This is a genomic window from Halarchaeum acidiphilum MH1-52-1 (assembly GCF_000474235.1).
Lineage (GTDB): Archaea > Halobacteriota > Halobacteria > Halobacteriales > Halobacteriaceae > Halarchaeum > Halarchaeum acidiphilum.
Genome location: NZ_BATA01000009.1, coordinates 1 through 12216, shown reverse-complemented (window position 1 = coordinate 12216; position 12216 = coordinate 1). Strand labels below are relative to the sequence as shown.

The window sequence follows — 12216 nt, the reverse complement described above, 5'->3', positions numbered from 1 at the left end:
AGAAGATAGGATTATAAACATTCGTGTATGAGCGGGAGAAGAATGTGAATGAGTTGTTTAGGGTTGGTCGATCTGTGGGTTAGCTCTTGACGCCGTCGGCGTCCTCAATATCGGACGCATTCGTGGCTGTTCGCGCGCGCATCCGTCGCTTGAAGCGACTGTAGATAGAGACGAGCCCGCCAGGAAGGGCGATGACCATCACGACGAGCACGAGCGCGAGCACGAGCTGCCACGAAAAGAGCAGCGCCTCGCTCAACTCCTGCTCAAGGAGCTGAATGAGGATCGGGCCAATGAATGCTCCGGTGAGCGTTCCCTTCCCACCAATCAGCACCCAGATGACGACCTGTGTTGACAGGACGAATCCGAGGACAGTCGGGGAGATAAAGCCGACGTGCGTCGCGTACACGCCGCCGGCGAGCCCGGCGAACGCACAGCCGATTCCGAACGCCAGCGACTTGTAGAGCTCAACGTTGTACCCGAGCGCACGCGCCTTCGTCTCGTTCTCGCGGATGCTGACGAGTGCCGTCCCGAACCGCGAGCGCAGCATCCGCCACGCCAAGAGGTAGCCACCCACGGCGAGGAACAGCGCGAAGTAGTAGTACTGCAGCTGGCCGAGTTCAACCCCCATCCCGCCGACCCCGAGGACCAAGTTTGGAATACCGACGATCCCGTTCGACCCGCCCGTAATCCCGGTGAGTGACGTCGCGGCCTGCTCGCCGATGGCGGCGAGTACGAGCGTCAGTACCGCGAAGTTGAGCGGGTCCATGCGCTGATAGAACAGCGCCCCGGCAAGGACGAGTCCGAACAGCCCCGGAACGATCATAGCTAGCAGGATGACGCCGATATCGAAGCCGGGGATCCATCCCTCGGTAAAAGCCTTTCCAGCGATGTAGGCGCCAAGCCCGAAGAACGCCGCCTGTCCGAACGACATGATCCCGCCGTATCCCCAAACGAAGTCGAGCCCAAGGGCGAACACGACGTAGATGAGCGCCGTCGTTAGGAGGTACGTGTACGATCCCATGATGTAGGGAACGACGAGCAACAGCAGCAGCCCGACCAGCTTCAACACCGTCGGGACGGAGACGTCCCATCCGAAGAGAGTGAGCGTGACCGTCCCGTCTCCCTTCTGCTGGACGAAGCTCATACCACCTCCCTCCAGCGGGCGACGGCCCGCTTGACCGGCGGCCGAGCGATGATGATAAGGACGACGAATACGAGCACGAGCGTCTCAGCGAGCACCGGCTGCATCAGGAACGACATGATATTCGAGAGCCCGGCGATGAACGCGCTTCCCGGCAGGACCGACAGCGGCGTCGTGGCACCACCGAGAATAATGGTGAGGAACGCCTGAATGAGGTAGTTCGTCCCGAGGTTGGGGCCGACAGCCACGATCGGCGTGACCGCGGCGCCGGCGAGGCCTGCGAGTGCCGACCCGAAGACGAACGCATTCTGATAGGTACGCCGCTGGCTGACGCCGAGCAGCGAGGCAGCCTCATCGTCCTGAAGTACCGCGCGGAGACGGATCCCGAAGTTCGTTCGCGTAAAGATCCCAAACACCGCGAGTATCACCGCAAGGGTGAAGACGATGAGAAACACCCGGTAGAACGGATACGTCGTCACGCCCAGATCAAGCCGGCCCGCAATCGGGTTCGCCACCGATTTCCCGGAATCCCCTGCGAGCATCTTGATGACTTCGGTAACAGCCAGCGAAATCCCCCACGTCGCGAGCAACGTGTCGATAAGCCGGTCGTAGAGGTGGCGAATGACGAAATATTCAAGCGCGAGCCCGAACAGTCCCGCGGCGAACGGGGCGATGACGAAACCGCTCCAGAACCCGAGGCCGAGTTCCGACTGGAAGTACCAGACCGTGTAGGCGCCGATAGTCATTAGGGAGCCATGCGCGAGGTTGATGACACCCATCATCCCCATGATGATCCCCAAACCGAGGGCGATGATGGCGAGGATGAGGATGGAACTCACCGCGTTCAAGCCGACCGAGACGACTGTCCCTACATCCACCATGTTAGATATCAGAGCACGCGTCGTCCGGCATCGCCGGCTCGAACTTCGTGTCCGTCTCGTATTCAACGTCCGAATTCACGGTGGCGGCGACGCAGCCAATCTTGACCTGCTGGTCGTACGGTACGGTCAGCTCACCGGCAATCGAGTCGTAGGTCATCCCGGAGAAGTCATCCAGCAGCGTCTGGGCCGAGGTATCCTCTCCTTGCGAGTATGACTTCTCCATCATCTTCGCGGTCCAGTAGGTACCGCCGGCGATCCCGTCAACCAGCGCGTCCTCGTTGTCGCCGTAGCGGTTGTTGAATTTCTGCATGAACTGCTGGTTCGCCTCGTTCTGCATGTTGTTGTGGTAGCCCATAATGTTGACCACACCTTCGGCAGTCTCCGGGCTCAGGCCGGCGAGGCTGGCGACGCTGTGACCGAACCCGACTTCCGTGAGGTTCTTGCGCATCCCGTTATTGTACAGCTGCTTCTGGATGGCAGGCACGCTCGTGCCGACGAGCGTCATGAGGAGGACATCGGGGTTCTTGTTCCCGATGTCCGTGAGGACCGAGGAGAAGTCGGTCGTACCGAGCTGGACATACTTCTCGGCAACGACTGTCCCCCCGTTCTCCTTGACGCGGCTACTGATCGCTTTGTTCATCTCCTGTGGCCAGAGGTAATCGGAGCCGAGTAAGTAGAAGCTCGTACCGTAGTTCTCCATCAGGTACGGGACGGATGGTTTGACCTGCTGCGTCGGGACCCAGCTAGTCTTGACAAGGTACGGGTTGCAGTAGTCCGGCGCCGCGGTTCCCTCGTACTGCGTCGGGTAGAGGAGAGGAACGTTGTTGTTTTGACAGACAGGCGAGACGGAGTTCCGGACCGCACTGCTGACGGTGCCGATAATCGCGTCGGCGCCGGATTGGTTGATGAGCTGGTTCACCTTCTGGACGGCGGTCTGTGGACTACTCTGGTCGTCGACCGCCTCGATGGCGACTTGCTGTCCGTGGATACCGCCGTTCTCGTTGATCTCGTCGACGGCAATCTGGAGGGTCCGTTGCATATTCTGCCCGATCAAGCTGTTCCCCCCGCTCAGTGGGGCATCGAGTCCGAGAACGAACTTCCCACTGTCCGATCCACTACCACCACCGCTGGAGGTGCTACAGCCGGCAGTCGCAGCGAGACCGGCCGCGCCGAGTCCTTTAACCCAGTGCCGGCGGGTCGCCTTGATGGCGGTACGCGAAGTCGATTCGTGGGTTGTGTCGCGAGATTCGCTCGCTGGGTCGCAATCCATCATCACCACCTTCCAGACAGTAGGATAAAAATGTGGCGCATAATGCCAATATTTTCTCATCAATCGGGCTCTAATACCGGTGTATAGAATCCATATCTTCTCTATTCTCGCATATCGTTGTGGGTCCACAATATATTTATCCCTGCGGCAGAGAGTCTCACTCGTGTCTGCCGATACAGCCAACCGATCCGACGAGCGCCACTCGCCGATTCTCGAGGTCGAGGGGCTCTCAAAGAGCTTCGGCGAGATCAAAGCGCTATCCGACGTCGACCTGGCGATCGAACAGGGAGAAGTACACACGATCATCGGCCCTAACGGCGCCGGGAAGACGACACTATTCAATCTGATCACGGGTTCACTCAGGCCTACAGCCGGGTCCGTCCAGTTCAAAGACCAAGACGTCACCAAGAAGAGCCTAGACGCACGCACGCGTTTCGGGCTCACGCGCGTCTTCCAGTCAGCGGAGATCTTCCCGGATCTAACCGTAAAAGAGAACCTTCGACTCGCCGCCCAATCGCGAGAACAGTCGCTGAACCCGCTCAGTCGACAGAAGGAGGGACACGAGCGCGACGCCGAGGAAATGCTCAACGCGATAGACCTCGGCGTCAGCGCGACGACGAACTCCGAGGATCTGAGTCACGGCGACAAGAAACGCCTAGAGATCGGGATGTCCTTAGCGACGAAACCGAACTGCCTCCTGCTAGACGAGCCGACGAGCGGTGTGAGCGAAAAGGATTCCCAGCGGATCATCGACCAACTTATCGAGATGACCGCGGATATCACCGTCATTCTGATCGAACATGACATCGACATCGTGATGGGCGTTTCCGATCGGATTACTGCGCTCGAGAGCGGACAGCGAATCGCACAGGGTAGCCCAGAAGAGATCGAGGACAACGAGGAGGTACAGCGCGCGTACCTCGGAGGGTACGTATGAGCGAGATCCTCACCGCCGACGGAATCACCGCTGGATACGGCGAGGGGGCAGTGCTCCACGACGTGTCTCTCTCCGTCGAGCAAGACTCCATTACCTCGATCATCGGCCGGAACGGGGTTGGCAAGACCACGACACTTCGGACGATTATGGGGCTCATCGATCCGATCTCGGGCTCGGTGACCTTCGACGGCGAGGACATCACCGACCTGTCCACCACCGAACGGTATCAACAGCGGATCGGGATGGTGCTCGAGGGACGCGGGATCTTCCCCGAGTTGACGGTCCGGGAGAACCTACAGGTTCCCCGCCTGCACAGCGAATCGAACTCCTGGCAGATGGAACGTATCTTCGAATACTTCCCGAACCTCGCGGAGCTACAGGATTCGAAGGCTAAGAATCTCAGTGGCGGCGAGCAGCAGATGCTCGCCCTCGGCCGGGCAATACGGCCGAATCCACGTGTGCTACTGCTCGACGAGCCGACAGAGGGGCTCGCCCCGCAAATCGTCGAAAATGTCCGTGACGTCATCGAGGAAATGGCCGACCTCGGAACGACGATCCTCCTCGTCGAGCAGAACGTCGAGTTGACTCTCGAGGTGTCCTCGTACAATTATGTGATGGAGAACGGGAAGATAGTCTCAGAGGGGACGAGTCAGGAGATCCGCGAGAGTGGTGTCATCAAGCGTCATCTTGGTATCAGTGCAGCGATGAACTGACCGAGACTACGACGCCAAGTATCCTACTGATGCGTCGGTAGAATACACTCACCGACCGTTGCTCTTCGTCCTCTACGATGGCGGGGTAGCTATCGGTTGCGAGGTGAGCGGCGATATATTGTGGGACTAAAACCCACTCATATTTTCTGTATCTTAGAATAGGATGACCCAATAGCCCATATTTATAGTGGTGTTTCAGTAAATTAATGGCCTACCGACCATCGTCGTGGGCAGTCGGAAGTATCGACCGTCAGCGAATACAGTGCGGAGCCGGGCGGGACAGCCCTATGCGCCAGTAACGGCGTACCCCGCGTTCAGTACCGTCTCGTCGTCGAAATGCGCGCCGGTGAGGAGGAGACCGACCGGAAGGCCATCGGCGGGCTCGACTGGAACTGAGAGTGAGGGGTGTCCGGTGACATCGAAGACGAACGTGTTCGCGAGGTTCGACCACGAGTCAGCGAACCATTCGTAGATATCCGCGTCTGGCTTGTATTCGTGCGCACGCATTGGCGTCGTCGGCATCGCGACCAAGTCGTAGTCCCCGAGGAGTTCGTCGTACGTCTCGGTGAGTTCCGCACGGAGGTTCATCGCCTTCGCGTAGTACTTCGAGTGGTAACGCTCGCTAGTATACGCCCCCATGAGGAGCTGGTACTTCACGCTCGGCGGGAAGTCACCACCCTGCGCGCGGCGGGCTTTCCCGAACTCGTCGACCCACTGGAGATCGTAGCGGCCCTTCCAGTTGTGCCCCATTCCTTCCCCGCGAACTGTCTGGAGGAACGCTTCAGCCACCGTCACGGTGGTGATGTCCTGGGAGTCGGCGTGTATCGGAACCGACACGGTCTCGACCGTCGCGCCGTCGTTCTCAAGCGCGGCAAGCGCATCCTGGACGTGATCGTTGACGACGGTCTCGTGCTCAGGCTGTTCGAACCCTTCCTCAACGACGGCGATAGAGAGATCGGAGACATCACCGGTGAGCGCCGCGGCGTAATCCGCAGTCGGGACGTGTGCCGGTTGGCGCGGATCCTCAGGGTCGCGCCCCGCCATAACCGTGAGTGCCCGGGTTGCGGTCACGACATCCTGCGTCATTGGACCGCAGTGATCAACGGTGTTCTCGATGCCGATAGCGCCCGTGTACGGAGCGAGTCCGTGTGTCGGCTTATGACCGACGATACCACACCACGATGCGGGGGCGCGGATGGACCCACCCTGATCACCGCCCAGTGCTAGGTCAACCTCCCCCTCCGCGACGGCGCTCGCCGACCCACCTGACGACCCACCGGTGAGCCGGTTGGGGTCATGGGGATTGAGTGTCGGCCCGAACGCACTTGAGTGTCCGTTCCCGGTGAATGCGAAGTCGTCCATATTAGTCTTCCCGACGATAGTGGCCCCGGCGTCGAGCAATCGCGAGACGACCGTCGCGTCTCGTTTCGGAACGAACCCCTCCATGACTTGCGACCCACACGTCATCTCCACGCCACCGACGGCGATGTTGTCCTTGACGCCGACGTCCCAGTCGGCCAGAGGCCCATCGGCGTCCCCGCTTACTTCGCACTTCGTGATCCAGGTGTTCAGGGGGTCGTCTGATTGAACACGATGGCCGGGGTCACGCATTCGGGGCGTGACGTCGGGTTCGGAGTACTCGTAGTCGCGGACCGTCTGGTAGGCGTCAAGCCCGTCAGCCAGGAGGTCCTGAAAGTAGTCAATCTCCTCGTCTGTGAGATTGAGGTGGAGATCCTCGCCGATCCGTTCGATTTCAGTGGTGGTAGGTGGTCGTAAATCCACGGACGAGAGAACAGTACATCACCTATTGACTCTACCGGATGCGGAAATATTTATTTAGTCGCCTTTCATCAGATACCGAGGTTAATACAGAAGCAAGAAGATGTATTTTTCCAGATTTAGGCGTATGAATTGGAACGATACACGAAATGTCGATGAATGTGTCCCCAAGTCCTCTCGATTCGGGACAGACAAATGTCGCGTCCTGACAAGACCCTCAGTACAGCGCGTGACTTACCACGGATAGATCAGACACCTCAATTTACGCCCCTATTGATGTAATCCCACGGGGCCTATTTATATTCGGTATACTCTCGTGATATTCGAAGTAGAGAATGGCCCAATAAAACAACACTCATATACTTTACTCAGACTGTGTTGTTTGTTCATCCAGTATTATGGTGGAATAGGAGCAGGTCATTCAAAAACGCCCCCACAGAGAGCGTGTCATAGAATCCATCTCATAGCTTCTCACAGCCCAATTCGTTTCCTCGCCTAGTTAGTCATTGCAACGACGAGACGGAGGCAGAGCGCAATGTACACTTCTGTTCGTGCGTGGACGCGGCCTCGGGTGCGGACATGCCCAAGGTCGAGTCCTTAACCGCATCGTTGGTTCGTTCAACTCCTGTCTGGTGGTTGTACGTCTGGTCTAGCGTCGATTGCTTCAGCTGGGCATCCTCGCCGTGTTCGGTGATGCGGTCTTCGACCCTGTACGCGAGGTCTTTCGGGCCGTCAGTATTTCGCGGATTGTACGGAGCGACTGGCACGACCCCTGCGGCCAGCAGGTAGTTGTGTCAGCATCCGTGTTCGGTTAGGCACGTCGAGGCGAAGTAGCCGAATCTGAGGTCAGCACGATTCCTACGAGAACATGTAAGAGAGGCTGTATAGCAGTTGGAGAAATATTACTGAGGGTGTTAACCGAACACAGATGGTCGTGCCAGTTGAGAATGCGGTACGCACTGTCTCCGAGCATCTAGATCGGTGTATCGACAGCGAACGCGTCACGGGTGACGCGCATCGCTGTCTCCTGATCCGCTTGTTTGGCTTGTGTGAACTCCGCTGCTATCGGGATGGTCGTAGATCGACTGGTAGAGGTAGACTCGTGCCATCTGCTCGGTCCCGAACGTGACCTTGTGCTGTTGGCGAGAGTCAGTCAGTCCCTCTGTGGAATGGAGACGTTTCCAAGGACCCGCCAGAGGTGCTCGGCGGTTTCACAGATGCTCTCGGCGTGGAGGACGATCGTCCCCGCCAGGGCGGGGCGTCATCGGCAACAGCGGGTGTGATGTTAGATGCCATTTGAGTGGCTCCAGTGTGTGGTGGACATGACGAAGAGCCCGGCACTGTCTATAGTAGTCAGTAGAACTTTCCGCGTAGAGCGTGTTGTAGTATGTAATAGACCATCTCAACGAGATATCTGTCGAAGAGCTCCAAGAGGCTCTCGACAACGTGGAGGGGAAGAAGCCGACAGAGCGGCTGTTAGCGGCGATTGCGTACAAAAACGGTGTCACACAGACCGAGCTAGCCGGATGGTACGATACCGGTCGTCGAACGATCTACAGTTGGCTCAAGCGGCTCGACACCGACGAGCCGCTTGAGCAGGCTGTGACTGATGCTAAGCGAACTGAGAGAAACAGCAAGCTATCAGAATTACAGTAACAGGAATTCGAGGACGCTGTTCACGACCCACCTGAGGAAGTTAGAATCGGTGCGCCGGCGTGGACGCCGGCGCTCGCCCAAGAATTTCTCGCTGACGCCTTCGACGTTGAGTACTCAATCCCGAGCTGTCGGCGGCTGTTGAAAGAAGCGGGATTGAGCTATCAAAAACCACGCCGGTCAGCCGCTGAATCCGAGGAGGACGAGCAAGAGGAATTCCGCGACGAGCTCAAAAAAAAGCGGCGGGAGATGGACGCCACCGTAGTCTGTATCGACCAGACCAAGAAATCCGTGCAAGTTGAGCCGCGTGGTTTCCGCGCGGCACGCGGCCTTCGGTCGAGCTCTCTGGACAGCGCGAGTGGACGTGCTTGCTGGGCGCGATTACCGACGACGGTGATCGTTTCTTCTCCCGGTTTGAAGAGGACGTTACCGCCGAGCACGCGAAACATTTCATTTCAGCATTATGCGAAGAGTTCGAAGATTACTTGCTCGTCGTCCTCGACGGAGCGTCGTATTTCCAGTCGGCCGTCACGGACCTTGCGGACCGTGACGGCCTTGATTTCGTGACGTTGCCATCGTATTCACCGGAGTTAAACCCTGTCGGGGAATGTTGGAGACAGCTCCAAGCAGCTCTCAGCAATCGCTTCTTTGACTCACTCAACGAGCTTACAACCGCAATCGATACCGCTCTCGACCAACTATCTATTCCAAAAGTGAGCAATTACTTCTAATCGATACTATAGGGATCGAGTACAGAGTTGAAGACCGCATCGAGGAACACAGCGAGGATGTTCAACTGAAATACCGTGTTGAACGCAAGACTGCGGAAATATTTAATTTTTGATATCCGATTTTCTACCGGTAGCGGCGCTTTAGCTGTAGATTCTGAGATCGGACGGTTCGATTCTAGCGGCTGTGTTGAATCACTAGACGGCATCGGGGTAGGTCGCTAAATCAAAGGAGTTGAAGCGGGTGACTTGAGTTGTCCATGACGCAAATCTCCCGCTTCACCGAACGTTGCGTCTCGATCGCACAAAGTGTTACGGGTGAGAGAGGCGAATCCGCCGCCCCGGAGGGTGGCGGCGGATTCGCCGATTACGCCTCCGTTTCGCTCCACTGTCTCCGAATTTACCTCGATACGTCCTACCGCATGACTATCGACCTACTGAAGGAGATGCCGCAAATAACAGGGGAGATCGGCCTTGAGTCGGTCGATCTCCCCGCCCCATCCACGCTGTGTAAGGCGTTCGACCGAATCGAGATGAGCCTCTGTCGAGTGCTGCTGCGCCAGTCGGCGCAGCTGCACGACCCCTCCGAACACGGTGCGATTGACGCCACGTTCTACGAGCGATCTGCTGCGAGCCGCCATTACTGCCATCGAACGAGTTACCGCGTGCAGAAGCTAAAAGTCACGAAACTCGCCGATACAGACTCCCAAGCCGTCCTTGACGTTCACTGCTCAACGACTCGAGAAGGGAGTGTCGCTGATCTCTGTGAGCAGATCGCCCGCCGGAACGCGGGCGATCTGCGGAGCCTCGCCGCTGACAAGGGCTACGACAAGCAAGCGTTGCGCGAATCCCTTCGCGTCCTCGGGATTCGCCCGCTCATCAAACACCGCATCTTCGCACCGTACGACCATGCGCACAACGCGCGACTCGACCAAGAACGGTACAATCAGCGCTCAATGACAGAGATCGTGAACTCGCCCTGATGTGTAACGTCTACAACATCAAGCGAGCCGTGAAACGGTGAAATCGTACGCCGTATGGCGATTCAACACATCTATCCACACTCTCAAAAAGCCATACGCCGATCGTACGCCAGTAGAGTGCTCGCCGCCGGTCGTTAGGGGGCTCACGGAGTCACGACATCTAGTATTGTCGTCACGTCATCAAGGTCATTGAGGGTTGTGAGGAGATTGACCGACTTCTCGACACACTCGTTATTGATCGCACGCGACGCACACCGACGGTACTTCTGTACAAGCGCGGTGTCTGACATCGGGTTGTCCGCCGTTCCCGTCGGGGAGGGAACGCGTGCAGACACCGTTGTTCCGTCGACCAACGTAACGCGAACGGCGGCTCCCCACTCGTCACCTGCGAAGTCGTCCGGCCGTTCGTGTACCGTAACGTGCTTGAGGGCCTCTTGTCGGTTCATCGCCGTGACCGTCTTCGGATCGAACTGGTCAAACCAGAGATCTCCGTCAACCAGCGCGGCCAGTACGCAGTACTGGGCGCTAAACTTGGCGTCGAGTCGGGTCTGCGGGACTGGACGGTTCGTATGTCCGAGCCGACGAGAGTGTGCCGATATCTCAACCGCGGCGACGTCATCCGGAACGACGTCGCCACCCAGTTTCTCTCGGGCGGCCATCGCGGCATCGATCGCACCATGCGTGCTACCACAGCACGGATACGGCTTAAACCCGACCCGCGGCGTGGTGACTTTCCACGGGTCCCCGAGCGCGTCGAGGTGGCCGTCGAAGTCGTGTTCCGGGGTTCCCTCGAAGAGGTCGCAGAACCCACCAAACTCCTCTTCGAGCACGTCCGGATTGGCGGTGAAACCCGCGTCCGCGAGTCGCGCTGCTTCGATCCCTGATGCGGCGGCCCGACCGACATGGTACGATTTCGTCATCGTCCCGAAGTTTGCCTTGATGCCGCTGGCCTGTGAAGCTGCGATTCCGACTGTTCGACGAAGCGTCTCGCTCCCCTGCTCCAACAGGACGCCAACCGCGACGGCCGCACCGAGGGTTCCGAGTATTGCTGTCGGGTGCCAGCCGCGTTCATAGTGGCCCGGGTTGAGCACGTTCGCCAGTGTGATCTCGACTTCCGTCCCGACGATGAACGCGTGGAGCAGCTCCTCTCCGGACGCGCTACGCCGTTCGGCGACCGGGAGGAGCGCACTCAGAATCGGTGACGACGGGTGGCCACCCATGTCGGGGTGGACGTCGTCGAAGTCAAGTGCATGAGCGAGCATTCCGTTGAGGAGTGCGGCGTCACCGAGTACGCCGGCAAGTGGTGTCCCAAGAACGCGAGCGTGTGGTTCGCTGCCCTCGATTTCGGCTCGTTTCGCCGCGTAAACGTGCTCGAATGGATCGCTCACTGTCGCCGCGAGCGAGACGCCGAATGTGTCCCGAATCATCAGGGTTGCGTGGTCGATGACATCTTCAGGGATGTCGTCGTACGATACCGCCGCGACAAACTCACAGAGACGCTTCGTCGCCCCCGTGGACGCCGTAGCCGATTCGCTCATACGGCGAATGACGGCGCCAACCCCCATAAATACTGCTCTATTGAAAACAGCAGACTTCACCGTGATTGTTCCGTTAGAGTTTGAGAGAATGAGGTCGCGAAGTCGATTATGGCTGTCGCGCTCCTCAACCTCGTTGAGAAAGCACTACGTGTAGCCAAACAAGCGTTGGGGAATCATATCGTCGCCCACTGTATTCGCAAGGAAGAAGGCCACACCTTCACGGAACTCATTGATCGGTTCGGGCTGATGCCGGAGGTGTGTGACCGCCTCGGCATCCACACTGAGGCGTTGCCTGATCCAACCACGTTCTACACTCGTTAGACCGATACGCGATGTACGTGTGGCGGGCGTTGCTGCGCGTTTCAGCGCAGCAACTCCGCCAGTCTGGACACGTTGCCTTGGACAGCACGTTCTTCGAACGTGACCAAGCCTCGCAGTACTATCTCCAGCGTCAGAATCGAACAGTTACAACGGTCAAAGCGACGACACTAACCGATACAGAGTCGTTGGCGGTGCTGGACGTTCACTGCTGTATCGAGCGCGAACACGATACGAAGGCTGGCCCGCGGGTCGTCCGCCGGAACGCGGACGAC

At 58.3% G+C, this 12216-nt stretch carries 7 protein-coding genes and 5 pseudogenes; 5 read left to right on the top strand and 7 right to left on the bottom strand.

Annotation, left to right across the window (positions count from 1 at the left end; all coding sequences use genetic code 11):
* Positions 1–79: 79 nt before the first annotated feature.
* The 3 genes from AOZ13_RS02790 to AOZ13_RS02780 are packed head-to-tail and all read right to left on the bottom strand — an operon-like array spanning position 80 to position 3292.
* Positions 80–1144, bottom strand: coding sequence for a branched-chain amino acid ABC transporter permease (locus AOZ13_RS02790; protein ID WP_021779752.1), 1065 nt, complete (start codon positions 1142–1144; stop codon positions 80–82).
* Positions 1141–1980 carry a branched-chain amino acid ABC transporter permease gene (locus tag AOZ13_RS02785; RefSeq protein WP_159101003.1) on the bottom strand — a complete coding sequence of 280 codons (840 nt, stop codon included), beginning with the start codon at positions 1978–1980 and terminating at the stop codon, positions 1141–1143. The genes AOZ13_RS02790 and AOZ13_RS02785 overlap by 4 nt, the downstream gene beginning before the upstream one ends.
* Positions 1981–2023: 43 nt before the next feature.
* Positions 2024–3292 (bottom strand): substrate-binding protein, encoded by a 1269-nt coding sequence (locus AOZ13_RS02780; protein ID WP_267879152.1) that lies wholly within the window; start codon positions 3290–3292, stop codon positions 2024–2026.
* 163 nt (positions 3293–3455) lie between these two features.
* Between AOZ13_RS02780 and AOZ13_RS02775 the strand changes: the two genes are divergently transcribed.
* The gene (locus AOZ13_RS02775; RefSeq protein ID WP_020220490.1) at positions 3456–4229 is read left to right on the top strand and encodes an ABC transporter ATP-binding protein; all 774 of its coding nucleotides are present in this window, start codon (positions 3456–3458) and stop codon (positions 4227–4229) included.
* Complete coding sequence (locus tag AOZ13_RS02770) at positions 4226–4942, top strand: ABC transporter ATP-binding protein (RefSeq protein ID WP_020220489.1); 717 nt, start codon at positions 4226–4228, stop codon at positions 4940–4942. Before AOZ13_RS02775 ends, AOZ13_RS02770 begins: the two co-directional genes overlap by 4 nt.
* Positions 4943–5227: 285 nt before the next feature.
* Here the strand turns inward: AOZ13_RS02770 and AOZ13_RS02765 are convergent, their stop codons facing one another.
* From AOZ13_RS02765 to AOZ13_RS13780, 3 genes and pseudogenes are all read right to left on the bottom strand, one after another.
* Entirely contained in the window at positions 5228–6724 is a 1497-nt protein-coding gene (locus AOZ13_RS02765) for an amidase (RefSeq protein ID WP_020220488.1), read from the bottom strand.
* A gap of 458 nt (positions 6725–7182) precedes the next feature.
* A pseudogene (locus AOZ13_RS02760) lies at positions 7183–7509 on the bottom strand (IS5/IS1182 family transposase); the annotation flags it as partial.
* 188 nt (positions 7510–7697) lie between these two features.
* A pseudogene (locus AOZ13_RS13780) lies at positions 7698–7799 on the bottom strand (IS5/IS1182 family transposase); the annotation flags it as partial.
* Positions 7800–8113: 314 nt separating this feature from the next.
* Between AOZ13_RS13780 and AOZ13_RS02755 the strand changes: the two are divergent.
* Both AOZ13_RS02755 and AOZ13_RS02750 read left to right on the top strand, forming a co-directional pair.
* Positions 8114–9105 (top strand): annotated as a pseudogene (locus AOZ13_RS02755) (IS630 family transposase).
* A 257-nt stretch (positions 9106–9362) separates the two neighbouring features.
* Positions 9363–10126, top strand: a pseudogene (locus AOZ13_RS02750) (IS5 family transposase).
* Positions 10127–10228: 102 nt separating this feature from the next.
* Here AOZ13_RS02750 and AOZ13_RS02745 read toward each other — a convergent pair.
* The gene (locus AOZ13_RS02745) at positions 10229–11623 is read right to left on the bottom strand and encodes an MmgE/PrpD family protein (RefSeq protein WP_020222139.1); all 1395 of its coding nucleotides are present in this window, start codon (positions 11621–11623) and stop codon (positions 10229–10231) included.
* A gap of 108 nt (positions 11624–11731) precedes the next feature.
* Here AOZ13_RS02745 and AOZ13_RS15600 point away from each other — a divergent pair.
* Positions 11732–12216, top strand: a pseudogene (locus tag AOZ13_RS15600) (IS5/IS1182 family transposase); the annotation flags it as partial.

What these genes read in the sequence shown, in the direction of transcription:
- AOZ13_RS02745 (WP_020222139.1), bottom strand. Translation starts at nt 11,623, where the DNA reads ATGAGCGAATCGGCTACGGCGTCCACGGGGGCGACGAAGCGTCTCTGT.
- AOZ13_RS02780 (WP_267879152.1), bottom strand. Translation starts at nt 3,292, where the DNA reads ATGGATTGCGACCCAGCGAGCGAATCTCGCGACACAACCCACGAATCG.
- AOZ13_RS02770 (WP_020220489.1), top strand. Translation starts at nt 4,226, where the DNA reads ATGAGCGAGATCCTCACCGCCGACGGAATCACCGCTGGATACGGCGAG.
- AOZ13_RS02790 (WP_021779752.1), bottom strand. Translation starts at nt 1,144, where the DNA reads ATGAGCTTCGTCCAGCAGAAGGGAGACGGGACGGTCACGCTCACTCTC.